We start from the raw sequence: 24,575 nt of genomic DNA, 5'->3' as shown, positions 1-24,575 counted from the left end.
CGCTCCCACGAGGAGGTGCCGTCATGACGGTCATGGAGCAGCGTGGCGCGTACAAACCGTCGCCGCCGCCCGCCTGGCAGCCCCGCACCGACCCCACGCCGCTGCTGCCCGACGCGGCTCCGTACCGCGTGCTCGGCACCGAGGCGGCTGCCAAGGCCGACCCCGAACTCCTGCGCCGGCTGTACGCCCAGCTGGTACGCGGCCGCCGGTACAACGCGCAGGCCACCGCTCTCACCAAGCAGGGCCGCCTCGCCGTCTACCCGTCCAGCACCGGCCAGGAGGCCTGCGAGGTCGCCGCCGCGCTGGTCCTGAAGGACCGCGACTGGCTCTTCCCCAGCTACCGCGACACCCTCGCCGCCGTCGTCCGGGGCGTGGACCCCGTCGAGGCGCTCACCCTGCTGCGCGGCGACTGGCACACCGGCTACGACCCGTACGCCCACCGCGTCGCCCCCCTGTGCACCCCGCTCGCCACCCAGCTCCCGCACGCAGTCGGCCTCGCGCACGCCGCCCGCCTCAAGGGCGACGACGTGGTCGCGCTGGCGATCGTCGGTGACGGCGGCACCAGTGAGGGCGACTTCCACGAGGCGCTGAACTTCGCCGCCGTATGGCAGGCCCCGGTCGTCTTCCTGGTCCAGAACAACGGCTTCGCGATCTCCGTCCCGCTCGCCAAGCAGACCGCCGCGCCCTCCCTGGCCCACAAGGCCGTCGGGTACGGCATGCCGGGCCGCCTGGTCGACGGCAACGACGCCGCCGCCGTGCACGAGGTCCTCGCCCACGCCGTACGGCACGCGCGCGCGGGGGGCGGTCCGACGCTCGTGGAGGCGGTGACGTACCGCGTGGAGGCGCACACGAACGCGGACGACGACAAGCGCTACCGCGCGGACTCCGAGGTCGACGCCTGGCGGGACCACGACCCGATCGCACTGCTGGAGCGGGAGTTGACCGAGCGGGGCTGGCTCGACGAGGCCGGTGCCCGGGCCGCGCGCGAGGACGCCGAGGCACTCGCCGCCGACCTGCGCGCCCGCCTGAACCAGGACCCCGAACTCGACCCCATGGACCTGTTCGCCCACGTCTACGCCGAGCCGACCCCGCAACTGCGCGAGCAGCAGGCCCTGTTGCGGGCCGAGCTGGAGGCCGGGCAGGAAGGGGCCCTGTGATGACGACGGTCGCCGTGAAGCCCGCCACCATGGCCCAGGCCCTCACCCGCGCGATGCGCGACGCCATGGCCGCCGACCCGTCCGTGCACGTGATGGGCGAGGACGTCGGCACCCTGGGCGGCGTCTTCCGTGTCACCGACGGGCTCGCCAAGGAGTTCGGCGAGGACCGCTGCACGGACACCCCGCTCGCCGAGGCCGGCATCCTCGGCACGGCCGTCGGCATGGCGATGTACGGGCTCAGGCCGGTCGTCGAGATGCAGTTCGACGCGTTCGCCTACCCGTCGTTCGAGCAGCTCGTCAGCCATGTGGCGCGCATGCGCAACCGCACGCGCGGCAAGATGCCCCTGCCGATCACCATCCGCGTCCCCTACGGCGGCGGCATCGGCGGCGTCGAACACCACAGCGACTCCTCCGAGGCGTACTACATGGCGACTCCGGGGCTCCATGTCGTCACGCCCGCGACCGTCGCCGACGCCTACGGCCTGCTGCGCGCCGCCATCGCCTCCGACGACCCGGTCGTCGTCCTGGAGCCCAAGCGGCTGTACTGGTCGAAGGACGCCTGGAACCCGGAGGCCCCCGAGACCGTTGAACCCATTGGCCGCGCGGTGGTGCGGCGCTCCGGTCGGAGCGCCACGCTCATCACGTACGGGCCGTCGGTACCCGTCTGCCTCGAAGCCGCCGAGGCGGCCCGGGCCGAAGGGTGGGACCTCGAAGTGGTCGACCTGCGCTCCCTGGTGCCGTTCGACGACGAGACGGTCTGTGCCTCGGTACGACGGACCGGGCGAGCGGTCGTCGTCCATGAGTCGGGCGGGTTCGCCGGACCGGGCGGGGAGATCGCGGCCCGGGTCACGGAGCGCTGCTTCCACCACCTGGAGGCGCCGGTGCTGCGCGTGGCCGGGTTCGACATCCCCTACCCGCCGCCGATGCTGGAGAGGCACCATCTCCCTGGCGTCGACCGCATCCTGGACGCCGTGGCGCGACTGCAATGGGAGGCCGAGAGCTGATGGCACAGGTGCTGGAGTTCAAGCTCCCCGACCTCGGAGAAGGGCTCACCGAGGCGGAGATCGTGCGCTGGCTGGTGCAGGTCGGCGACGTCGTCGCCGTCGACCAGCCGGTCGTCGAGGTCGAGACGGCCAAGGCGATGGTCGAGGTCCCCTGCCCCTACGGCGGCGTGGTCACGGCCCGCTTCGGCGAGGAGGGCACGGAACTCCCGGTCGGGGCCCCGCTGCTGACGGTGGCGGTGGGCGCGGTGGCCTCCGAGGACGCGGGTGAGGGCACGGACGCGGGTTCGGGCACAGGTGCCGGGGCGGCTCAGGGCACGGGTTTGGGGTCGGGCTCCGGGGCGGCTCAGGGCACGGGTGCGGGCTCGGCTGCCGGCGCCGCTGCCGTCGAGGGCTCCAGCGCTGCTTCGGCCAACGGCTCGGATCCTGCGCGGACCGGCGGCGGCTCCGACACAGGATCCGGCAACGTCCTCGTGGGCTACGGCACGGGTGCGGCCCCGGCGCGGCGCCGGCGGGTGCGGCCCCAGGCGCCCATGTCTCCTGCGAGGGCATCGGTCGCAGCGCAGGCACAGGCCGCTCCTGCCCCGGTGTCCCCGACGGAACCCGTCGACGGCCACGCCAACGGCGACGGCACCCGCGGCGAAGGCCCCGTGCCGGTGATCTCGCCCCTCGTACGGCGGCTCGCCCGGGAGAACGGGCTGGATCTGCGGGAGCTGACGGGCTCGGGGCCGGACGGGCTGATCCTGCGTGCGGACGTGGAGTACGCGCTGCGGGCCGCCGCCGCGCAGGGCCGTTCCGCCCAGCCGCAGACCGAGCCGCGCACGCGGGGAGCCGCCGCACCGGCGCAGGCCGAGCCGCGCGCACGTGTGGCCGCCGCACCGGCCCAGGCCGAGCCGCACGCACCGACGCCCGCCCCGGTCACCTCGACGGGCCTCACCGCCGGCACCCGCGTTCCCCTGAAGGGCGTCCGGGGAGCCGTCGCCGAGAAGCTGTCCCGCAGCAGGCGGGAGATCCCGGACGCGACCTGCTGGGTGGACGCCGACGCGACGGAGCTGATGCGGGCCCGCACCGCGATGAACGCGGCCGGCGGCCCCAAGATCGCCCTGCTCGCCCTGCTGGCCCGGATCTGCACCGCCGCGCTCGCCCGCTTCCCCGAGCTGAACTCCACCGTCGACATGGCGGCCAGGGAGGTCGTCCAGCTGGACCATGTGCACCTGGGCTTCGCCGCCCAGACCGAGCGGGGACTGGTCGTGCCGGTCGTCCGGGACGCGCACGCGCGGGATGCCGAGGGGCTGACCGCCGAGTTCGCCCGGCTCACGGAGGCGGCCCGGGCCGGGAAGCTCACCCCGGCGGAGCTGACCGGCGGCACCTTCACGCTGAACAACTACGGCGTGTTCGGCGTCGACGGCTCCACGCCGATCATCAACCACCCCGAGGCGGCCATGCTCGGCGTCGGCCGCATCGTCCCCAAGCCCTGGGTCTTCGAGGGCGAGCTGGCGGTGCGGCAGGTCGTGCAGCTCTCGCTCACCTTCGACCACCGGGTCTGCGACGGCGGCACGGCGGGCGGCTTCCTGCGTTATGTCGCGGACTGTGTGGAACAGCCGGCGGTGCTGCTGCGCACGCTGTGATCGGGCGGCCCGCCCACGTTCCCTGAGACGGCGGGCGGCACGCATACTCAATGGGTGAGCGACATCCAACGCCCCGCATCGGGCGACGTCGGCGGCTACGACGCGATCGTGCTCGCCGGCGGTGCCGCGCGGCGGCTCGGCGGGGCCGACAAGCCCGGCGTGCGCGTGGGCGGACGCCCGCTGCTGGACCGGGTGCTCGCCGCCTGCGCCGACGCTTGGACCACCGTCGTCGTGGCCGACCCGAGGCCGACGGCACGGCCGGTGACGTGGACGCGCGAGGACCCGCCCGGCGGCGGACCGCTCGCCGCCCTCGCGGCGGGCCTGCCGCTGACCGGCGCCGACCGGGTGGTGGTCCTCTCCGCGGACCTGCCCTTCCTCGGCGAGCCCACCGTGAAGGGGCTGCTCGCCGAGCTGGAGGCGGGCCCGGCCGACGGCGCGCTGCTCACCGACCCCGGCGGCCGTGACCAGCCACTCGTGGCCGCCTACCGCGCACCGCGTCTGCGTGAAACGCTCGCGCACCTCGGAGCCGAGCACGGCGGGCTCACCGGCCTGCCCCTGCGGCTCCTCACCGCCGAACTGAACCTCACCCGCGTCCTCGACCCCGTCGCGTCCTTCGACTGCGACACCTGGGACGACATCGCCACTGCCAGGGCACGTATCAGGGAGCATGGGCTCGTGTTGGATGAATGGATCTCCGCAGTCAAGGACGAGCTGGGCATCGACCTCGACGTCGACACCGGTGTCCTGCTCGACCTCGCTCGCGACGCGGCCCACGGGGTGGCACGCCCCGCGGCCCCGTTGACCACCTTCCTCGTCGGCTACGCCGCGGCCCTGGCCGGCGGCGGCCCCGAAGCCGTAGCCGAGGCCTCCCGCAAGGCCACCGCGCTGGCGCTGCGCTGGGCGGAGGAGGACGCCGCCGACGCCGACGCCGCAGGCGCCGCCGACGCGAAGACCACCCCCGAGCCCCGCCCGGACGCCGGATGACCGCCCCCGGCATCCGTGACGGCGAGGACGTCGAGGACGTCGAGGACGTCGAGGAGCGGCACGTCGAGGAGGCACTGGCACTCGTGAAGGAGGACCGGAACAACGCCCCTGGCCGGAACAACGCCCCTGGCCGGGCCAACGCCCCTGGCCGGGCCAACGCCCCTGGCCGGGCCAACGCCCCTGGCTGGGACAACGCCTCTCACCAGGACAGCACCCGCCGCCAGGACACAGCCCCACGCCACGACGACCCCCCGGCCCGGGGCAACGCAGACGCCCCCACCCCGCCCCCACCGCCGCTGCACCCACTCCCCACCACCCCCAACCCCGCACCCCCCAGGACCGCCACCACAAGGCCACTCCCTGGCCCGAGGCCCGTGAGATCGCCGCCCGAGCCGGCCGGGGCGGCGCCCGCCGCGCCCCCGTCTCGCTCCCCCGCGACTCCGCGCTCGGCCTCACCCTGGCCGCCCCCCTCGCCGCTCTCACCGACCTCCCCTCCTTCGACACCTCGGCGATGGACGGCTGGGCGGTCGCCGGGCCCGGCCCCTGGGACGTACGGGACAACGGCGTGCTGGCGGGCCACGCGGAGCACGCGCGGCTGGACGACGGCGAGGCCGTCCGGATCGCCACCGGCGCCCGGATCCCGCCGGACACCACCGCTGTGCTGCGCAGCGAACACGGCCGTACGGACGACCGGGGCAGGCTGCACGCCACGCGCGACGTCAGCCACGGCCAGGACATCCGCCCGCGCGGTCAGGAGTGCCGCAGCGGCGACCAGCTGCTGCCGCCCGGCACTCTCGTCACCCCCGCCGTGCTGGGCCTCGCCGCGGCCGCCGGGTACGACACCCTCACGGCCGTCCCCCGCCCCCGCGCCGACGTCCTGGTGCTCGGCGACGAACTCCTCACCGAGGGCCTCCCGCACGACGGTCTGATCCGTGACGCCCTCGGCCCGATGCTGCCGCCCTGGCTGCGGGCGCTCGGCGCCGAGGTCACGACCGTGCGGCGCATCGGCGACGACGCCGACGCCCTCCACGAGGCGATCACGGCCAGCGACGCCGACCTCGTCGTCACCACCGGCGGCACCGCCTCCGGCCCCGTCGACCATGTCCACCCCACCCTGCGCCGTATCGGCGCGGAGCTGCTGGTCAACGGCGTCAAGGTGCGCCCGGGCCACCCCATGCTGCTGGCCCGCACCAAGGAGAACCAGCACCTCGTCGGCCTGCCCGGCAACCCCCTGGCCGCCGTCTCCGGCCTCCTCACCCTCGCCGAGCCCCTGCTGCGCACGCTCGCGGCACGCCCGGCGCAGGAGCCGTACGCGCTGCCCTTGCAGGAGGCGGTGCACGGCCATCCGTACGACACCCGGCTCATCCCCGTCGTGGTGCGGGCCGACCGCGCGGTGCCGCTGCACTACAACGGTCCGGCCATGCTGCGTGGCGTAGCGGCCGCCGACGCCCTCGCGGTCGTACCGCCGGGCGGGGCACGGCCCGGTCAGGCGGCGGAGGTCCTGGACCTGCCGTGGGCCGCGGCCGGGATCGGGGTGTGTTTCACGTGAAACTCGGGGTGTGTTTCACGTGAAACATCGACGACGCACCGTAGTCGCCCGTCAGCCGCTCCCGGAAGCCCCCGTCAGGTGGTGACCGGCCGACTGACCGCGATGACCCGGTCCCCCGCCCGCAGCTCCGTTCGCCACCCGTCGGCGTAGTCCAGCATCTTCTTGTCCCGCACGACCGCCACCACGAGGTCCGCGCACTCCCGGGGGGTCCGGCCCACCTCGTCCGGGGTGACCGAACGCTCGATGAGGTCCATACCGCTGCCGAGGGTCATGAGGTCCTCCAGCGTCCGGGCCACGGGCGGGCTGGCCATGAAGGTGCCGAGCAGCCGGCCGGCCGAGCTGGAGCTGGTCACGACGGTGTCCGCGCCGCTCTGCTTGAGCAGCGGCACGTTCTCGTCCTCGCGGACGGCGGCGACGATCGTGGCGTGCTTGTTCAGCTGGCGCGCGGTGAGGGTGATCAGAGTGGCCGTCTCGTCGCGCTGCGGGGCGATGATCACGCGGGTGGCGCGGTGGAGTTCGGCCTTGAGCAGGGTCTCCGAGCGGGTGGCGTCACCGGTCACCGCCACCAGGCCGTCGTCACCGGCCGCCTCGGCCGACTTGCGCTGGGCGTCCACGACGACGATCCGGTCCTTGCCGATGCCCTGACCGACCAGGGTCTGCACCGCGTGCCGCCCCTTGGTGCCGTATCCGATGACCACGATGTGATCCCGTGTGCGGGCACGCCAGCGGTGGATGCGGACCTGCTGGCGGGTGCGCTCGGTGAGCACCTCCAGGGTCGTACCGACCAGGATGATCAGGAACAGCACGCGCAGCGGTGTGATGACGAAGATGTTGGTCAGCCGGGCGGCCTCGCTGACCGGCGTGATGTCGCCGTAGCCGGTGGTGGAGAGGGTGACGGTGGCGTAGTACGCGGCGTCGAGCAGATCTACCCTGCCGTCGGAGTTGTCGGTGTAGCCCTCGCTGTCGACGTACACGATCAGGATCGTGACGACCAGCACCAGCAGTGCCATGGTCAGGCGCTTGAGCACCTGCTGGAGCGGCGGTACGACGTTCAGCACCGGCATCGTGATGGCGCGGCCCGCCTCGGCGTCGGCGCGGGCCTCCTTGCGCGAGCGGCTCCACAGGGACCGCAGCAGTGCGGCCCTCACCCCCTGCGCGGATGGATGCTCGTCGTCCTTCATCGCTGGCCCCCTGCGGCGTCGGTACGGACTGTCGACTCCATCGTTCCGCACGGGGTCCGGCGCGGTCGCCGTGCCCCCCGGCCCGACACGCCGACCGGGGTGGGCGCGCGCCGACGCGCTGGGTAGCGTCGGACTCGACGTCCGGGCGCCGTACCCGGTCCGATGGCCGCACACCCTGCTGGAGGTCCTCCTTGCGCGACCACACTGTCGTCGTCGGCTTCGGTACGAAGGGGCGGGCCGCGACCCACGCCGTCTGTGCCACAGGGGTGAAGAAGGACCAGGTCGTCGTGATCGACCCGAGCTCCAAGGCGGTCGACGCCGCGACGGCCGAGGGCTACGCCGCCGTGCTCGGGGACGCGACCCGCAGCGACGTACTGAAGCGGGCCGAGGTGCAACGGGCGAAGAAGATCATCATCGCGACCCAGCGTGACGACACGGCCGTCCTGGTGGCGCTGACCGCCCGGCAGCTCAACCGTGGCGCGACGATCGTGGCGGCGGTGCGCGAGGAGGAGAACGCGCCGCTGTTGCAGCAGTCCGGCGCCGACGAGGTCATCACCAGCGCGGGCGCGGCCGGGCGGCTACTGGGCCTGTCCGTGCTCAGCCCCGCTGCCGGGCTGGTCATGGAGGACCTCATCCGCCAGGGCAGCGGGCTCGACGTGATCGACCGGCCGGTGACCAAGGCGGAGGTGGGCCGGAGCCCGCGCGAGACGGACGACCTGGTGATCAGCGTCGTACGCGGGCACCGGGTGCTGCACTACGACGATCCGGCCGTCCGGACGCTGGAGCTGACGGACCGGGTGATCACCATCGTGCCGCGGGCCGCACCCCAGAACGGGCGCGGCCCACAGCGCTGAGCCGGATCACGTCCGGGCTACTTGCGGTTGTACAGCCGCATCGTGATCGGCCCGAAGACCAGCACGAACAGGCCCGCCCAGCCCAGTGACCAGGCGATCTCGTCGGCGGGCCACTGACCGGCCATCAGCTCCCGCACCGCCGAGGCCAGATGGGTGACCGGGCTGTTGTTGACGAACGCCTGGAGCCAGCCCGGCATGGTGCGCGGGTCGACGAAGACGTTGGACAGGAAGGTCAGCGGGAAGATCACCATCATGCTGACGCCCATCACCGACTTCTCGGTGCGCAGCATCAGCCCGAACATGGTCCAGATCCACGAGAACGCGAACGAGAACACCACCAGCAGCACGATCCCGGCGAGCACACCGCCGACCCCGCCGTCCGGCCGGTAGCCGAGGATCATGCCGACGGTCAGCATCACCACGGACGCGATGGTGTAGCGCAGGGCGTCTCCGAGCAGATAGCCGACCATCGTCGACGGCCGCCAGATCGGCAGGCTGCGGAAGCGGTCGAAGACGCCCTTCTCGATGTCCGTGTTGACCGAGACACCCGTGTACATCGTGATCATCACGACCGACATCACCAGGATGCCCGGCAGCAGGAACTGGATGTACTCCTTCGGCGAACCGGCCAGCGCCCCGCCGAACAGGTAGGTGTACATCAGCACCATCATGATCGGGAAGGCGGTGACGTCGAAGAGCTGCTCCGGGACGTGCTTGATCTTCAGGATCGCCCGCCAGCCGAACGTCAGCGACGCCGACAGGGCGCTCGGCCGCGGCGGCCGCTCCTTGGCGACGAGCAGCGCGGCCAGCGACTCGGTGCTGACGGGGGCCAGTTCCTTGGTCTCGGTGGTGGTCGCGGTGCTCATGCGGCTGCCCCGTCCTTCGCGTCGTGTGCCTGCGGCTCGTCGTGCGCCTTGGTGTCGTGTCCGGTGAGGGCGAGGAAGACCTCGTCCAGGCTCGGCTGGCCCAGCGAGAAGTTGTCGACGACGACGCCGACGCGGGCGAGCTCGGCGAGTGCCATGGCGGCCTGCTCGGCGGCGCCCTGGCCGTTCGAGGCGCCCGCCCCGACGCGGGCGGTCAGCGCCACCGGGTCCGGTTCCAGCTGTACGTCCGCCTGGAGCACCTGCCGCAGCACCCGCGAGGCCTCCGGCCGCTGCTCCGCGTCGCGCAACCGCAGATGGACGGAGCCGGCGCCGACGGACGCCTTCAGCTCGCCCTTGGTGCCCTCGGCGATCACCTTGCCGCGGTCGATGACGGCGATCCGGGAGGCCAGCTGGTCGGCCTCGTCCAGATACTGCGTGGTCAGCAGCACGGTCGTGCCCTGGCTGACGACCGCGCGGACGATGTCCCACACCTGGTTGCGGCTGCGCGGGTCGAGTCCGGTGGTCGGCTCGTCCAGGAACAACAGGTCCGGCGTGTTCAGGATGGACGCGGCGATGTCGATACGGCGCCGCATGCCGCCGGAGTAGTTCTTGACCTGCTTTCCGGCCGCCTCGGTCAGTCCGAAGGCCTCCAGCAGCTGGGCGGCGCGCTCCCGCGCGGCCTTCTTGTGGTGGCCGAGGAGGCGACCGAGCAGGACCAGGTTCTCGGTGCCGGTCAGGTCCTCGTCCACGGACGCGTACTGCCCGGTCAGGCTGACCCGGCCACGTACCTCGTCCGCCTCCCGGACGACGTCGTGGCCGAAGACGTGGGCCTCACCGCCGTCCGGCCTGAGCAGGGTGGCGAGCATCTTCACGGTGGTGGTCTTCCCGGCGCCGTTCGGCCCGAGGACGCCGTACACCGTGCCGGTGGGCACGGCCAGGTCGACGCCGTCCACGGCCCTTGTCTCGCCGAACGTCTTCACCAGGCCCGCGGTCTCGATGGCCAGACCGGGCGTCTGCTGGCTCATGTGTGATGTCCTTCCGCGTACTTCGATTACGCATGGGGAGACCCCCACCGTGGCGCAAACTCATCGCCGACGCACAGAGTTTTCCTGGGAGACCCCCGTCCAACGCCCGAGGGGGATGGAGGGCCCCGTGTGGCCGGGTCGGCCCGGGCCTGACAGGAGTAGCGTCCGCCTTATGCATGCGATCACGATTCCCGAACCTGGTGGGCCCGAGGCGCTGGTGTGGGACGAGGTCCCTGATCCGGTCGCCGGGGAGGGCGAGGTGCTGGTCGAGGTGGCGGCCAGCGCGGTGAACCGGGCGGACATCCTGCAGCGACAGGGCTTCTACAACCCGCCGCCCGGCGCTTCCCCCTACCCCGGCCTGGAATGCTCCGGACGGATCGCCGCGCTCGGCGCCGGCGTCGCCGGCTGGGCCGTGGGCGACGAGGTGTGCGCGCTGCTCTCCGGTGGCGGCTACGCCGAGAAGGTCGCCGTTCCGGCCGGCCAGCTGCTGCCCGTGCCGCGCGGCCTCGACGTCCGGCAGGCCGCGGCGCTGCCCGAGGTCACCTGCACGGTCTGGTCGAACGTCTTCATGGTCGCCCACCTGCGCCCCGGCGAGACCCTGCTCGTGCACGGCGGCTCCAGCGGCATCGGCACCATGGCGATCCAGCTCGCCAAGGCGGTCGGCGCCAAGGTCGCCGTCACCGCGGGCACCAAGGAGAAGCTGGAGCGCTGCGCCGAACTGGGCGCCGACATCCTGATCAACTACCGGGAGCAGGACTTCGTCGAGGAGATCAGGCAGGCCACGGCCGGCTCGGGCGCGGACGTCATCCTCGACAACATGGGCGCCAAGTACCTCGACCGCAACGTCCAGGCCCTCGCCGTCAACGGCCGACTGGCGATCATCGGCATGCAGGGCGGCGTCAAGGGCGAGCTGAACATCGGCAGCCTGCTCAGCAAGCGCGCCGCGATCAGCGCGACCTCGCTGCGCGCCCGCCCGCTCGACGAGAAGGCGGCCATCGTCGCCGCCGCACGCGAGCACGTCTGGCCGCTGCTCGACGCCGGTCACGTCCGACCGGTGATCGACCGCGAGCTGCCCATGCCGGACGCCCCGGACGCCCACCGCCTGCTGGAGGAGAGCGGCCATGTGGGGAAGGTCCTGCTGGTCACCGCGTAACGAAGGGGACCCCAAGGGGAGCGACCTCACCCCTGCGCCCGGCGCACCCGCAGCGCCACGAAGGCGAGCCCGAGGCCGAGGCCGATGAGCACCAGCCCACTGCCCAGCGGCAGGATCCGCAGCACCGGTTCGGACATGTCGGAGTCCGGAACGGCCTGCTGCTCGTCCTCGTCCTCGCGGGCGGCCACCCCGGGATCGGACGCCGACGGCGACGCGGCCACGTCGTCGGCGGCGCCGGTCCCGCTCGGGCGCGCCGTCGCCGTCCCGGGCCACGGCTCCTCCGGCCGCCCCGGCCGCATCCGCCCCTCCCCGGCCCGGCTCCCGGCCCAGCTCGGATCGGGAGAGGCGGAGGTCGAGCCGGAGCCGGAGGGTTCGCCGCTCGCGGGCGGCACCTTCGCGTACCACGCCGCCTTCTGGTCGTACGACGGGTCCTCAGCCTCGTACGACGTCACAGCCCCGCACCCGAGCACGACGGTGCTCAGCGCCACGCCCAGCACCACCACCCGCGCCGCACGCTTCACGCGCCGCCTTGGAGTCACGTCCGTGACCCCCTCCCGGAAACAGGTCGCCACAATCGACGACACAAGCCTCACATCCGTTGACGATTACGGCATTCCGGGCGCCGCCAAGTGGTCGTAATCGGTGGATCACCCTGCACGGGGGGCGCCTCGATGGTGGGGTGGAGGTGTGCGAGACAATGACGGCATGGAGATGCCGAGGAACGAACGGTCGTCGGAGAACGCCCAGCGGATCCTGGTCGTGGGCCAGGACGGCATGGCACTCGGCGGCGGTGGCGGTGGGGACGACGACTCCCACGAGACCCCGGTGACCGAGCAGGTAGAGCAGCCGGCCAAGGTGATGCGGATCGGCAGCATGATCAAGCAGCTCCTGGAGGAGGTGCGGGCGGCTCCTCTCGACGAGGCCAGCCGGGTCCGGCTCAAGGAGATCCACGCGAGCTCGGTGAAGGAGCTGGAGGACGGCCTGGCGCCGGAGCTCGTGGAGGAGCTGGAGCGGCTCTCCCTGCCGTTCACCGACGAGGCCACCCCCAGCGACGCCGAACTGCGGATCGCGCAGGCCCAGTTGGTCGGCTGGCTGGAGGGGCTCTTCCACGGGATCCAGACCACGCTGTTCGCCCAGCAGATGGCCGCGCGGGCCCAGTTGGAGCAGATGCGCCGCGCCCTGCCGCCGGGCATCACCCAGGAGGGCGACGACCCCCGCACGGGCGGTCGCTCGGGCGGACCGTACCTGTAAGGACACCGCGAAGGGCCCGGCGCACGCCGGGCCCTTTCTCGTGACTCGGGCAGTGGCTCAGTAAGGCGGATTCCCCGTCGACACCTCGAGCAGGATCTCCGGCATGTCCTCCGGGTCCACATCCGTGCCCGCGGACGGGAACTGGTTCATGACCGTGCCGTCGCCGTAGGTGTTCTCGTCGACGTCCTTGGTCTTCAGCTGCCAGCCAGCGGCCTGGAGGCACTCCCTGACCGACGAGATGTTCTTGAACTGGAAGTCCGGGATCCGGATCTTCTTGGGGTCGTTGTACGACTCCTCCGGCTCCGTGCACTCCTCCTTGTCGATCGTCTTCGTCGTGTCCGGCCCTCGGTAGCCCGGAGCCTCGGTCGCCGACGACGAGGCCGAGGCACTCGCCCCGCCGCCCCCGCCGGTGTTGCCGCCGTCGCCGCCGTTCAGCGTGAGAGCCGCGACGAGACCGCCGACCGCGACCAGGGCCACGACGATCGAGCCGATGATCACCGGCCGGTTGCCCTTGCCGCCGCTTGTGGGCGCCGGCGTCTGCGGCGTGATGTTGTACGGCGGCGGCGTGCTCGGCGTCGGCTGCTGCCCGTACGCGGCGTGCGGCGTCTGGTAGCCGCCCTGCTGCGGATAGCCGTACGCCGGGGAGGGCGTCGGCGTGCCGTACGGGTTCGGGTTCGGCGTCGGGTGCGGCTGGTACGGCGTCTGTACGTTGCTCTGGGGCGGCGCCGGGGTCGCCTGGTCGACCGGCGGGAAGACCGCCGAGCCGACGCCCGAACCGCTCTGCGTCGGCGTGCCCGGCACGATGCTCGGCGGGGCCGCCTGGAAGGACGCCGCCACGCGCAGGCACTCGTCACGCATGGACTCGGCCGTCGGGAAACGCTCGTTGGGGTTCTTCCTCAGCGCGCGGGCGATCAGCGCGTCCACGGCCGGCGGCAGCGCGCGGTTGATCGAGGACGGAACCGGCGGTTCCTCCTGCACGTGCGCGTACGCGATGGCCAGCGGCGAGTCGGCGTCGAACGGGAGCCGCCCGGTGACCAGTTGGAACAGCATGATGCCGACCGAGTACAGGTCGGAACGCGCGTCCACGCCCCGGCCGAGCGCCTGCTCCGGCGAGAGGTACTGCGGGGTGCCGACGACCATGCCGGTCTGCGTCATCGACGTGACACCGGACTGCATGGCGCGGGCGATGCCGAAGTCCATGACCTTGACCACGCCGCGCTTGGTCACCATCACGTTGCCCGGCTTGATGTCCCGGTGCACCAGGCCCATCTCGTGGCTGATCTCCAGCGCCGCGAGGACGTCGGCGGTGACCTTCAGCGCCTTGTCGGCGGGCATCGCGCCGTACTGCCGCAGGTCCTCGTCGAGCACCGAGCCGAGCGGGCGGCCCTCGACGTACTCCATGACGATGTACGGCGTCGTCATGCCGTCGACGTCGTCCTCGCCGGTGTCGAAGACCGAGACGATGTTGGTGTGCGTGAGCTTCGCCACTGCCTGCGCCTCGCGGCGGAAGCGCTCGCGGAACGCCTGTTCGCGGCCCAGTTCGGTGTGCAGTGTCTTGATCGCGACCTGGCGGTCGAGTACGGCGTCGTAAGCGAGGTGCACCGAGGCCATGCCGCCCTGGCCGAGCAAGTCACGCAGCTGATACCGGCCGCCGGCGAGCGCCCGCCCCGCGTACCGGCCCTGTGCGCCGTCCTGGCTCATGTTCCGTATCCCCCGTGGGCCTTCAGGCGCCGTTGATCGAAAGTGCTATTCCCGGCCAAGTCTGCCCCAGGGCACTGACACGTCAAGCTCGGTGCCCGTTCCGTGACCGTACGCGAAAGAAGCGTCGCGGAAGCGTTACAGCGGCCGTGCGGCCGGTACACAGGATTTGCACGACGCGACGGCACAGGGGTTTCATGACCGGTTCGACGGCCCGTCCGTCCCGGACCGGTCCCGGTATCCATCTCGGACCGGCGGCTTGCCCGAAGGCTGTAGCGTGGCCGACGGAGACCGTAACAACACCGCGCGCACCGCGGGCAGAAACGACGGCGAGGACTGATGGCACAGCAGCAGCGCGCTCAGGGCCCGTCCGACCCCGAGGCGACTGGCGGCGGGATGTCAGATGCGCCGGAAATGTGGGGTAATGGAGGGCTTGTCGGGGACGGCCGGTACCGGCTGACCCGCAGACTCGGCCGGGGCGGCATGGCCGAGGTGTTCGCGGCCGAGGACGTGCGCCTCGGGCGCACCGTGGCGGTCAAGCTGCTGCGCTCCGACCTCGCCGAGGACCCGGTGTCCAAGGCCCGCTTCACGCGCGAGGCCCAGTCGGTGGCCGGCCTCAACCACCACGCGATCGTCGCCGTGTACGACTCCGGCGAGGACTTCGTGGGCGGCCAGTCGGTGCCGTACATCGTGATGGAGCTGGTCGAGGGCCGCACCATCCGCGATCTGCTGCACAACGCCGAGGCGCCCGGCCCGGAGCAGGCCCTGATCATCGTCTCCGGCGTCCTGGAGGCGCTCGCCTACTCGCACCAGCACGGCATCGTGCACCGCGACATCAAGCCGGCGAACGTCATCATCACGCACAACGGCGCCGTCAAGGTGATGGACTTCGGCATCGCCCGCGCCCTGCACGGGGCGTCCACGACGATGACGCAGACCGGCATGGTCATGGGCACCCCCCAGTACCTCTCCCCGGAGCAGGCGCTCGGCAAGGCCGTCGACCACCGCTCCGACCTGTACGCGACGGGCTGTCTGCTGTACGAACTCCTGGCGCTGCGCCCGCCGTTCGTCGGCGAGACCCCGCTGTCGGTGGTCTACCAGCACGTCCAGGACATCCCCACCGCGCCGTCCGAGATCTACGAGGGCTCGCCGCCGGAGCTGGACGGCCTCGTCATGCGCTCGCTCGCCAAGGAGCCCGACGACCGCTTCCAGACCGCCGAGGAGATGCGCGGGCTGGTCCAGTACGGCCTGCAGATGCTGTACGACCAGGGCGCCCACACCGGCACCTGGAACACCGGCCCCGTCACCGCGCACGACGCCGGTAAGACCCCGCCGATGGGCATGGCGGGCACGGCCGTGCTGCCCAACTCGGCCGAGGGCACCGCACAGATCCCGCAGCCGATCATCCCCGGCTACGACGGCCGCGACGACGGCGGTTTCGAGGGGCACGGCAACAAGGGCAGCGGCCGCGGCAAGCTGTGGATCCTCGCCGTGCTCGCGGTGATCGCCATCGCGGCCGGTGTCGCGCTGGCCCTGAACAACGGCGGCAACGGCGGGGGCGGCACCGACCCCACGACGACGCCGACCAGCTCGCAGACCACCGGGGACGAGACGCCCAGCGAGTCGCCGAGCGACCCGACGGCCGAGGAGTCCTCGGACACGTCCACCGAGAACAGCGGCAACTCCGGCTCGGACTGGGGTGACTACACGCCGTCGTACACCCCGTCGTACACGGACTCGTACACCCCGACCGACGAGCCGACGGACACGCAGCCCACCGACACGCAGCCGACGGACACCGAGCCCACGCAAACCGCGCCGACGGACACGCAGCCGACGGACCCGGAGCCGACGGACGACGTGGAGCCGACGGGCGGAACGATCGAAGGCGTTACCGGGAGCACCGGCGGCTGAGCCGGGATCGCCGGCTCAGTCCACGAACGCCCCGCACACCGCGTCGTACTCCCGCGTCCACCACACGGCCAGTGCCGAGGCGGCCGGGAACTGGGGGTCGGCGCGGGTGTCGCCGCGTTCGTAGTGCCAGCGGAGCATCCAGAAGTCGTTCAGGCGCTCCCACCACACGCGGTGCACGGCCGCGGCGAGCTCCGAGGGCGTGGCCCCGGCCGCCCGCCGGTACGCGCGCGCGTACGCCCGCACCTTCGGCAGGTCGAGGGTCCCGACGGGCCGTACGAAGAAGATCGCGGCGGCGCGGACGGTCTCCTCCGCGCGGGGCTGTACGCCGAGCCGGTCCCAGTCGACGATCGCGGCCGGCGCGTCCCCCTGGTAGAGCAGGTTGAACGGGTGGAAGTCGCCGTGCACCCAGCCCACCGAGCCGCCGCGCGGGGGACGCCGGTCCGCGTGCCGCTCCAGTAGGGCGCGCCGTTCCAGGAGGCGGTGGCGGGCCAGTTCGTCGAAGGAGTCGGCGGGGCGATGGCGGCGTACGCGCGCGAGGAGGTCGTCGATCAGGTCGAAGGTGGCAGCGGGGTCGGCGCTCTCCACGGGGTGAGGGCTGGTGGCGGGGGGCGTGCGCCCCTTGGGCGGCATTACGCGCTCCAGGGTCGCGTGGACGGCGCCCAGCAGCGCCCCCAGGCGCGCGCACTGCCCCGTGCTGAGCTGCCCGCCGTGCCGGTGCCGGCCGTCGATCCACGGGTGCAGGGCGTACGCGTGCCCGCCGACCACCGCGACCGTACGGCCGTCCCGCCCGGTCAGCGGAGGGGCCACCGGGACGCCGAGGTCGGCCAGCCGCTGGGTGGCCCGGTGCCGGCGTTCGATGGCGGCGGGGTCGGCGGTGTCCGGGTCGAAGTGGTGCTTGAGGAAGTAGCGGCCGCGGGTGGTGCAGAGCCGGTAGCCCCGGTTGAGCAGGCCCTGGTCGACGGGGTCGCAGGTGAGGGCGGAGCCGGCGGCGTACTGGCGCAGGAGGGCGCTCAGCGGGGGCGCATGGGGCACGGGGGGTGGTACACAAGGGCGCGGCACGCGCCAGATGCTAGGGCACGTGCCGGGCGCGTGAGCTGGGCGTTGTCACAGGAAGTCGCCGATGGTCGCTTTCGGTCACAAGAGTGGCCATAAATGCGATCACTGATTCTCGGCCTGCATTCGTGCCACATATGCGGCAGCCTGTGAGCGCCTCTGCATACCGAGTTCCGAGCGCCAACCGGATTTTTCGGTCACCGGGCGCGAAGTCAGACTCACACACCGACTCTTCCCGTGACCTGGGTGAGCGGGATAACGTGCCGGTGTTCCGGCCCCCTGCAAGGCTGTGACCAGGGCTCCCTTCCAGGCTTTTCGATTTACTTGGATTTCCAAGCAAAAACGCAGGTCAGGAGGGGTTTCACAGAAATGTGGAGCTCTGGGTAACGTGACTGTGGCAGGGCGCTCGCCGGGGCACCTGTCACGCCTGTTCCGGCCGAGTGGCACCCACCCCGTGCACGGGATCGGACCAGGTGAGCCGCACTGGCCTTCCCGGCAATCCCGGGGGCCGGACCGACGGAGGAGCACACGTGACCGTGGAGAGCACTGCCGCGCGCAAGCCGCGACGCAGCGCCGGAGGCAAGGCCGGCACCAAGCGCACCACTCGCAACACCGCCCAGGACACCGACCCCGAACTCGTGCAGCTGCTGACGCCCGAGGGCGAGCGCGTCAAGAACGCCGAGTACGACCAGTACGTCGCCGGTATCACCCCCGAAGAGCTCCGCGGCCTCTATCGCGACATGGTGCTCACCCGCCGCTTCGACGCCGAGGCCACCTCCCTGCAGCGCCAGGGCGAGCTCGGCCTGTGGGCGTCGCTGCTCGGCCAGGAGGCCGCCCAGATCGGCTCCGGCCGGGCCACCCGCGAGGACGACTATGTCTTCCCGACCTACCGTGAGCACGGCGTTGCCTGGTGCCGCGGCGTCGACCCGACCAACCTGCTCGGCATGTTCCGCGGCGTGAACAATGGCGGCTGGGACCCCAACAGCAACAACTTCCAGCTCTACACGATCGTCATCGGCTCCCAGACGCTGCACGCCACCGGCTACGCGATGGGCGTCGCCAAGGACGGCGCGGACTCGGCGGTCATCGCCTACTTCGGCGACGGTGCCTCCAGCCAGGGCGACGTGGCCGAATCGTTCACCTTCTCCGCGGTCTACAACGCCCCCGTGGTGTTCTTCTGCCAGAACAACCAGTGGGCGATCTCCGAGCCCACCGAGAAGCAGACCCGCGTGCCGCTCTACCAGCGCGCCCGCGGCTACGGCTTCCCGGGCGTCCGCGTCGACGGCAACGACGTACTGGCCTGCCTGGCGGTCACCAAGTGGGCACTGGAGCGCGCCCGCAGCGGCGAGGGACCGACGCTGGTCGAGGCGTACACCTACCGCATGGGCGCGCACACCACCTCCGACGACCCCACCCGCTACCGGCACGACGACGAGCGCGCCGCCTGGGAGGCGAAGGACCCGATCCTGCGCCTTCGCCGCTATCTGGAGGCCGCAAACCACGCGGACGAGGGATTCTTCGCGGAACTGGAGGCGGAGAGCGAGGCGTTGGGCAGGCGAGTACGCGAAGCGGTCCGAGCCATGCCGGACCCGGACCGATTCGCCATCTTCGAGAACGTGTACGCGGACGGGCACGCGCTCGTCGACGAGGAGCGAGCCCAGTTCGCCGCCTACCAGGCGTCGTTCGCGGACGTAGAGGGGGTCTGAACATGGCAGAGAAGATGGCTCTGGCCAAGGCGATCAACGAGTCGCTGCGCCGCGCCCTGGAGGCCGACCCGAAGGTCCTCATCATGGGCGAGGACGTCGGCAAGCTCGGCGGCGTGTTCCGCGTGACCGACGGACTGCAGAAGGACTTCGGCGAGAGCCGCGTCATCGACACCCCGCTCGCCGAGTCCGGCATCGTCGGCACGGCGATCGGTCTGGCCCTGCGTGGCTACCGCCCCGTCGTCGAAATCCAGTTCGACGGCTTCGTCTTCCCGGCGTACGACCAGATCGTCACGCAGCTCGCGAAGATGCACGCGCGCTCGCTCGGCAAGGTCAAGCTCCCGGTCGTCGTCCGCATCCCCTACGGCGGCGGCATCGGCGCGGTCGAACACCACTCGGAGTCCCCCGAGGCGCTCTTCGCGCACGTGGCGGGCCTGAAGATCGTCTCTCCGTCCAACGCCTCGGACGCCTACTGGATGATGCAGCAGGCCATCCAGAGCGACGACCCGGTGATCTTCTTCGAGCCCAAGCGGCGCTACTGGGACAAGGGCGAGGTCAGCACGGAGGCGATCCCCGGCCCGCTGCACAAGGCGCAGGTCACCCGCGAGGGCACCGACCTGACGCTCGCCGCGTACGGCCCGGTGGTGAAGCTCTGCCACGAGGTCGCGGAGGCGGCCGCCGAGGAGGGCAAGTCGCTGGAGGTCCTCGACCTGCGCTCGGTGTCCCCCCTCGACTTCGACTCCATCCAGGCGTCCGTCGAGAAGACCCGCCGCCTGGTCGTCGTCCACGAGGCGCCGGTGTTCTTCGGCTCCGGCGCGGAGATCGCCGCCCGGATCACCGAGCGCTGCTTCTACCACCTGGAGGCCCCGGTGCTCAGGGTCGGCGGCTACCACGCCCCCTATCCGCCGGCCCGCCTGGAGGAGGAGTACCTACCGGGCCTGGACCGTGTGCTCGACGCCGTCGACCGCTCGCTGGCGTACTGAGGAGAGGGTCGTGACGACGATGACGGAAGCGTCCGTGCGCGAGTTCAAGATGCCCGACGTGGGCGAGGGCCTGACCGAGGCCGAGATCCTCAAGTGGTACGTCCAGCCCGGCGACACGGTCACCGACGGCCAGGTGGTGTGCGAGGTCGAGACGGCGAAGGCGGCCGTCGAGCTGCCCATCCCGTACGACGGCGTGGTCCGCGAGCTGCACTTCCCCGAGGGCACCACGGTCGACGTCGGCACGTCGATCATCGCGGTGGACGTGGGCGGCGGCGCGGCACCGGCGCCCGAGGCGCCCGCCGAGCCGGCGGAGGAGCCGCAGCCGCAGGGCCGCCAGCCGGTGCTCGTGGGCTACGGCGTGGCCGCGTCCTCCACCAAGCGCCGCCCGCGCAAGGGCCAGGAGGCCCCGGTTCAGCAGGCCTCGGCGGCCCTGCAGTCCGAGCTGAACGGCCACAGCGCGCCGGTCACTCCGGCGCCGGCGGCCACCCCTGTCCAGCAGCGCCCCCTCGCCAAGCCTCCGGTGCGCAAACTGGCCAAGGACCTCGGCGTCGACCTGGCGACGGTCACCCCGACCGGCCCGGACGGCATCATCACGCGCGAGGACATCCACGCGGCGGTGGCCCCGGTGACGGCTCCCGAGCCGGTGGCGCCGACGCCGGCAGCGGCACCCGCGGCCGCCGCGCCCACGTACGACACCGCCCGCGAGACCCGCATCCCGGTCAAGGGCGTCCGCAAGGCGACGGCGGCGGCGATGGTCGGCTCGGCGTTCACGGCTCCGCATGTCACGGAGTTCGTGACGGTCGACGTCACCCGCACCATGAAGCTGGTCGAGGAGCTGAAGCAGGACAAGGAGTTCGCGGACCTCCGCGTGAACCCCCTCCTCCTCATCTCCAAGGCACTTCTGGTGGCGATCAGGCGCAACCCGGACATCAACGCGTCCTGGGACGAGGCCAACCAGGAGATCGTGGTCAAGCACTACGTCAACCTGGGCATCGCGGCGGCCACGCCGCGCGGCCTGATCGTGCCGAACATCAAGGACGCGCACGACAAGACCCTCCCGCAACTGTCCGCTGCCCTCGGCGAGTTGGTCGCCACGGCCCGCGAGGGCAAGACGTCCCCGTCGGCGATGCAGGGTGGCACGATCACCATCACCAACGTCGGCGTCTTCGGCGTCGACACCGGCACGCCGATCCTCAACCCCGGCGAGTCCGCGATCCTCGCGATCGGCGCGATCAAGCTCCAGCCGTGGGTTCACAAGGGCAAGGTCAAGCCGAGGCAGGTCACCACGCTGGCCCTGTCCTTCGACCACCGCTTGGTGGACGGCGAGTTGGGCTCGAAGGTCCTGGCGGACGTGGCGGCGATCCTGGAACAGCCGAAGCGGCTGATCACCTGGGCGTAGGAGACGGGCGGCTGCCGCGCCCAGTTCACGGGGTGCGGCAGGCGCCGTCATCAGCTCAGTAGTCCACCAGCGTCGGCCGAGTCCGCCCAGACCACGGAGCGCTGTATCGGTCCCCCCGGCGGCGGCTCTCTCTGTCGTCGGCCAGGCCCAGTCGCGGCTGCCGGACCTCATGAGGTCCGGCCGTGCAGCCTCTCCGCCGCGTCGAGGACCAGGTGCCAGGGGTACTCCTTCGGCTTGCCCTGGCCGGGCTGATTCGGGGCAAAGCCACCCTCGCCGTACAGCACGGTTACGCCCATGGCGCGCAACTCCGAAACGCTGCGCTCGAACTGCCGGTGCTGTACGTACGCCGCATTCACGCACGGCATCGTCACTGTCGGGATTCCCTTGCCGATGCCCTCCGCGACGACGCCCACCACGAAGTCGCGGGTGATGCCGACGGCCCACGCGTTGATCGTGTTGAACGTGGTCGGCGCGAACGCGATGACGTCGGCCTTCGGCCACACGTCTGGCTCGTCGGGCATCTTGTACTCACTGCGCACGGGATGGCCAGTCAGCCGTTCCAGCTCGGCCAGCTGTGGCGCGAGCCAGCGTGCGGCCGTCGGTGTGAGACCGAGGCACACGTCGAAGCCGCGGGCTTGAGCGTCCCGGATCACCGCCGCGACGTCGAAGACGGGCGGGGCAGCGGAGCCGAACAGGTAGAGCACACGGTCAGTTGTCGTCATGGCTCTTATCCGACCACATGCGACCGCCCCCGCTCTGAAGAGAGTCGGGGGCGGGTACTGTTCCAAGTGGCTGCTGAGAACGGAGACCAGTATGCCCACACTGGACGACAACCACACGGGCGCACGCATCCGGGAACAGCGCAAGCTGGCCAGGCTCACGCAACGCCAGCTCGCGGACCGGCTGCCCTACTCGTACAGCCTGCTCAATCAGGTGGAATGCGGTGCCCGTCCGGCCACAGCGGACTTCGTGGCTGCCTGCGCCAAGGTCCTGAGTGTCGATGTGACGGTCCTGACCGGGCAGCCGTATGTGACCGAATTGCAGCGCGACCGTCTAGCCGAACTCGTGCGGCCGATCCGTGAATCGCTCGACCTGTACGACCTCGGCCCCAACCCGGATCTCACCGCGCGGCCTGCGAACCAGCTCATCGCCGGGGCCGATCAGTTGTGCGAAGAGGTCCGGGCCACCCATCTGCGGAATGCCGCCCGCAAGCTGCCGGGCCTGATTGCCGAACTGACCCACACGGCGTGGTCGACGCCGAGGACCGAGCTGTGGCAGGCGCTCGCCTCCACCTACCGGACCGCGCACGACATCAGTGTGAAGCTCGGCTACTACGACCTGTCCGCCGTCGCCCTGGACCGTATGAACTGGGCGGCTCAGCGTGCCTCCGATCCGTGTCTGGCCGCGGTGCGCCAGTACATGCGGGCCCTGGTGTATTTCCGGGAAGGCGAGTACCGGATCGGTCAGCGGCTCGTCGCCTCCGGGCACTCCATGGTCGGGCAGGCCGAGGAGACCCGCGAGGCCTTGGCCGTCGCCGGGCAGCTGCACCTCGGTGCATCGGTCATCTCCGCACGGGCCGAGGACCAGGCGGCGGTGAACCTGCACATCGGTGAGGCCCGCCGGATCGCGAAGCGCATCCAGGACGCCTCCGACGTGCACTGGCTCAGCTTCGGCCCAGCCAACGTGGCTCTGCACAAGGTGTCCGCGGCCGTCGAGATGCGCCAGTACGACGAGGCGCTCAAGCAGGCCCGCAAGATGAAGTTGCCGGCGCAACTAGCCATCTCTCGTCGCGCGCACTTCCTGATCGACCGGGCCCGCGCGGAGATGGAGACCGGGCTCACCGAGAAGGCGCTGGAGGACCTGGTCAACGCGCGCAAGATAGCGCCAGAACAGACCCGCTATCACCCAGGCGCCCGAGAGACGATCACCGGCCTGGTGCATCTCTCACGACGGACGCCCGACACCCTCAACTACATGGCGTCCTGGATCGGCCTGTAGCACGCTCGTAACGCTCACAAATCTGTGAGCGTTACGCCCTTCTCGCAGCGTCACGCTGCTCTCACACCTCGTCAGCGACGACATGGGGAGCAGCGTGATGACGCCCAGTTCGCTCCGAACAGCCGCCCACACCACCACGGTGCCCACGGTCCTGCCGGACTCGCCGGGTTGCCCGTCCCCGGAGATGTGGGCCGCGATCCTCGCTGGTGCCCGCCGCCGCAGGGCCCTGCACCTGTGCACGGCCGTCGCGCCCGCTGCCACAGACGATCCCGGGCCGCTGGTGCGCGCCTACGTGCTGTCGCCTCTGGAGTGCGCTCGCGTCCTGGCCGCTCGCGCCCGGGAGGCGCGGTGGTGATGACGTCATACCAGGCACGTATCGGCGACATCGTCCAGGACACCGCCACCAGCAGGATTGGCAAGGTGATGGGTTTCCAGGGCCCGTACGTGCAGCTGCGCCCCATCGGAGGCGGCCAGGAATGGGACGCCGACCCGGAGGCTTTGGAGCCGGTCCCGGTTGGCGCGGCCCTCAGTGAGAGTGTCGCAGCCGCCAACGCCCGGTCCCGGGGTGAGCAGCCGTGGCGATGAAGACATCCCTCCCGATCGACATCGCCGTGATGCGCGCAGCAGCGGACCGGCTGCTCGCGGGCGACGCCGAACCGCCCAGCCCCGACGAGCTGGAGACGCTCACCATCCAGCTGCGGGGACACCTCATGCTCGCCATTCCCGAGGTGGAGATCGCCGTACTGGCCGCTCCGAAGGGCGCCAGGATTCGTGTCGCGGCGCGCGCCTGTATCTGCGAGGCGCGGCGTCTAATGGGCGTCGAGCCCGGCCGTAGCCTGCCCGCCGGCATCGCTCACGCTCAGCGGCTTGCCCACTCGGTGAACGCCCTGTGCCGCCACTACGAGGGGCTGAACTGTGGGCAGGTGACGAGCCAGTACTGGAGCCCTGACCAACTGGCGTTCCGCCGCTGGGCCATCCACGGGACGAAGTGCCGGGTGTGCAGGACCGACGACAGCCACTGTGATCGCGGTCGCCGGCTGGGCGAGCACTGGAACCAGCTGCGCCGCACCCCCGCTGCCGCAGGGACGCTCGCCCCCGCGTAATGGGGCCCACGGCGACCGCAGGGTCAGGGTCGCACCGCGAACGCCCGCCTCGTCCGAGGTCCCGGAAGGGTTCCGGCG

The 24,575-nt window shown here is 71.6% G+C and carries 22 protein-coding genes and 1 pseudogene; 16 read left to right on the top strand and 7 right to left on the bottom strand.

Features of this window, described 5'->3' with window-relative positions; translation table 11 throughout:
- Window positions 1-23: 23 nt before the first annotated feature.
- The 5 genes from pdhA (I2W78_RS18805) (at window position 24) to I2W78_RS18785 (ending at window position 6,319) form a co-directional block, all read left to right on the top strand.
- Window positions 24-1,157, top strand: coding sequence for a pyruvate dehydrogenase (acetyl-transferring) E1 component subunit alpha (pdhA, locus tag I2W78_RS18805; RefSeq protein WP_196461453.1), 1,134 nt, complete (start codon window positions 24-26; stop codon window positions 1,155-1,157).
- A complete protein-coding gene (locus I2W78_RS18800; protein WP_196461452.1) occupies window positions 1,157-2,161 on the top strand; it encodes an alpha-ketoacid dehydrogenase subunit beta in 1,005 nt (334 codons plus the stop codon). Before pdhA (I2W78_RS18805) ends, I2W78_RS18800 begins: the two co-directional genes overlap by 1 nt.
- Window positions 2,161-3,786, top strand: coding sequence for a dihydrolipoamide acetyltransferase family protein (locus tag I2W78_RS18795; RefSeq protein WP_196461451.1), 1,626 nt, complete (start codon window positions 2,161-2,163; stop codon window positions 3,784-3,786). The genes I2W78_RS18800 and I2W78_RS18795 overlap by 1 nt, the downstream gene beginning before the upstream one ends.
- A 54-nt stretch (window positions 3,787-3,840) precedes the next feature.
- Window positions 3,841-4,770, top strand: a complete 930-nt coding sequence (locus I2W78_RS18790; protein ID WP_196461450.1) for an NTP transferase domain-containing protein — start codon at window positions 3,841-3,843, stop codon at window positions 4,768-4,770.
- A 184-nt stretch (window positions 4,771-4,954) separates the two neighbouring features.
- Window positions 4,955-6,319 (top strand): molybdopterin molybdotransferase MoeA, encoded by a 1,365-nt coding sequence (locus I2W78_RS18785; RefSeq protein WP_196464622.1) that lies wholly within the window; start codon window positions 4,955-4,957, stop codon window positions 6,317-6,319.
- Window positions 6,320-6,393: 74 nt separating this feature from the next.
- On the opposite strand, the gene I2W78_RS18780 is transcribed toward I2W78_RS18785, so the two are convergent.
- Window positions 6,394-7,500, bottom strand: a complete 1,107-nt coding sequence (locus tag I2W78_RS18780; RefSeq protein WP_196461449.1) for a potassium channel family protein — start codon at window positions 7,498-7,500, stop codon at window positions 6,394-6,396.
- Window positions 7,501-7,649: 149 nt separating this feature from the next.
- Here I2W78_RS18780 and I2W78_RS18775 point away from each other — a divergent pair.
- Window positions 7,650-8,354: pseudogene (locus I2W78_RS18775) on the top strand (potassium channel family protein); the annotation flags it as partial.
- Window positions 8,355-8,371: 17 nt separating this feature from the next.
- On the opposite strand, the gene I2W78_RS18770 reads toward I2W78_RS18775, so the two are convergent.
- Complete coding sequence (locus tag I2W78_RS18770) at window positions 8,372-9,220, bottom strand: ABC transporter permease (RefSeq protein ID WP_196461448.1); 849 nt, start codon at window positions 9,218-9,220, stop codon at window positions 8,372-8,374.
- Window positions 9,217-10,242: an ATP-binding cassette domain-containing protein gene (locus tag I2W78_RS18765; protein ID WP_196461447.1), complete on the bottom strand. Its 1,026-nt coding sequence runs from the start codon at window positions 10,240-10,242 to the stop codon at window positions 9,217-9,219. The genes I2W78_RS18770 and I2W78_RS18765 overlap by 4 nt, the downstream gene beginning before the upstream one ends.
- Window positions 10,243-10,414: 172 nt before the next feature.
- Here I2W78_RS18765 and I2W78_RS18760 point away from each other — a divergent pair, with 172 nt between their 5' ends.
- Complete coding sequence (locus I2W78_RS18760) at window positions 10,415-11,395, top strand: NAD(P)H-quinone oxidoreductase (protein WP_196461446.1); 981 nt, start codon at window positions 10,415-10,417, stop codon at window positions 11,393-11,395.
- A gap of 26 nt (window positions 11,396-11,421) precedes the next feature.
- On the opposite strand, the gene I2W78_RS18755 is transcribed toward I2W78_RS18760, so the two are convergent.
- Window positions 11,422-11,916, bottom strand: coding sequence for a hypothetical protein (locus I2W78_RS18755; protein ID WP_196464845.1), 495 nt, complete (start codon window positions 11,914-11,916; stop codon window positions 11,422-11,424).
- A gap of 184 nt (window positions 11,917-12,100) precedes the next feature.
- On the opposite strand from I2W78_RS18755, the gene I2W78_RS18750 reads away from it, so the two are divergent.
- Window positions 12,101-12,646, top strand: a complete 546-nt coding sequence (locus tag I2W78_RS18750; RefSeq protein ID WP_196461445.1) for a bacterial proteasome activator family protein — start codon at window positions 12,101-12,103, stop codon at window positions 12,644-12,646.
- Window positions 12,647-12,703: 57 nt separating this feature from the next.
- Here the strand turns inward: I2W78_RS18750 and I2W78_RS18745 are convergent, their stop codons facing one another.
- A complete protein-coding gene (locus I2W78_RS18745) occupies window positions 12,704-14,347 on the bottom strand; it encodes a protein kinase domain-containing protein (protein WP_196461444.1) in 1,644 nt (547 codons plus the stop codon).
- Window positions 14,348-14,683: 336 nt separating this feature from the next.
- Between I2W78_RS18745 and I2W78_RS18740 the strand changes: the two genes are divergently transcribed.
- Window positions 14,684-16,258 carry a protein kinase domain-containing protein gene (locus I2W78_RS18740; RefSeq protein ID WP_196461443.1) on the top strand — a complete coding sequence of 525 codons (1,575 nt, stop codon included), beginning with the start codon at window positions 14,684-14,686 and terminating at the stop codon, window positions 16,256-16,258.
- Window positions 16,259-16,273: 15 nt separating this feature from the next.
- On the opposite strand, the gene I2W78_RS18735 is transcribed toward I2W78_RS18740, so the two are convergent.
- A complete protein-coding gene (locus I2W78_RS18735) occupies window positions 16,274-17,290 on the bottom strand; it encodes a phosphotransferase (RefSeq protein WP_196461442.1) in 1,017 nt (338 codons plus the stop codon).
- A 551-nt stretch (window positions 17,291-17,841) separates the two neighbouring features.
- On the opposite strand from I2W78_RS18735, the gene pdhA (I2W78_RS18730) reads away from it, so the two are divergent.
- The 3 genes from pdhA (I2W78_RS18730) to I2W78_RS18720 are packed head-to-tail and all read left to right on the top strand — an operon-like array spanning window position 17,842 to window position 21,396.
- Window positions 17,842-19,017: a pyruvate dehydrogenase (acetyl-transferring) E1 component subunit alpha gene (gene pdhA / locus I2W78_RS18730; RefSeq protein WP_196461441.1), complete on the top strand. Its 1,176-nt coding sequence runs from the start codon at window positions 17,842-17,844 to the stop codon at window positions 19,015-19,017.
- 2 nt (window positions 19,018-19,019) lie between these two features.
- Complete coding sequence (locus I2W78_RS18725; protein WP_196461440.1) at window positions 19,020-19,997, top strand: alpha-ketoacid dehydrogenase subunit beta; 978 nt, start codon at window positions 19,020-19,022, stop codon at window positions 19,995-19,997.
- Between the two features lie 10 nt (window positions 19,998-20,007).
- Window positions 20,008-21,396, top strand: a complete 1,389-nt coding sequence (locus tag I2W78_RS18720) for a dihydrolipoamide acetyltransferase family protein (protein ID WP_196461439.1) — start codon at window positions 20,008-20,010, stop codon at window positions 21,394-21,396.
- Between the two features lie 167 nt (window positions 21,397-21,563).
- Here the strand turns inward: I2W78_RS18720 and I2W78_RS18715 are convergent, their stop codons facing one another.
- Window positions 21,564-22,118, bottom strand: coding sequence for a flavoprotein (locus I2W78_RS18715; protein ID WP_196461438.1), 555 nt, complete (start codon window positions 22,116-22,118; stop codon window positions 21,564-21,566).
- A gap of 91 nt (window positions 22,119-22,209) precedes the next feature.
- Between I2W78_RS18715 and I2W78_RS18710 the strand changes: the two genes are divergently transcribed.
- From I2W78_RS18710 to I2W78_RS18695, 4 genes are all read left to right on the top strand, one after another.
- Window positions 22,210-23,394: a helix-turn-helix domain-containing protein gene (locus I2W78_RS18710; RefSeq protein ID WP_196461437.1), complete on the top strand. Its 1,185-nt coding sequence runs from the start codon at window positions 22,210-22,212 to the stop codon at window positions 23,392-23,394.
- A 97-nt stretch (window positions 23,395-23,491) separates the two neighbouring features.
- Window positions 23,492-23,749, top strand: coding sequence for a hypothetical protein (locus I2W78_RS18705; protein ID WP_196464844.1), 258 nt, complete (start codon window positions 23,492-23,494; stop codon window positions 23,747-23,749).
- Window positions 23,749-23,979 carry a hypothetical protein gene (locus I2W78_RS18700; protein ID WP_196461436.1) on the top strand — a complete coding sequence of 77 codons (231 nt, stop codon included), beginning with the start codon at window positions 23,749-23,751 and terminating at the stop codon, window positions 23,977-23,979. The genes I2W78_RS18705 and I2W78_RS18700 overlap by 1 nt, the downstream gene beginning before the upstream one ends.
- Window positions 23,976-24,497 carry a DUF6415 family natural product biosynthesis protein gene (locus I2W78_RS18695; RefSeq protein WP_196461435.1) on the top strand — a complete coding sequence of 174 codons (522 nt, stop codon included), beginning with the start codon at window positions 23,976-23,978 and terminating at the stop codon, window positions 24,495-24,497. The genes I2W78_RS18700 and I2W78_RS18695 overlap by 4 nt, the downstream gene beginning before the upstream one ends.
- Window positions 24,498-24,575: the final 78 nt, after the last annotated feature.

The sequence above is a fragment of the Streptomyces spinoverrucosus genome (assembly GCF_015712165.1).
Taxonomy (GTDB): domain Bacteria; phylum Actinomycetota; class Actinomycetes; order Streptomycetales; family Streptomycetaceae; genus Streptomyces; species Streptomyces spinoverrucosus_A.
The sequence above is the reverse complement of the archived record's forward strand: the minus strand, read 5'-3'. Positions and strand labels throughout refer to the sequence as shown.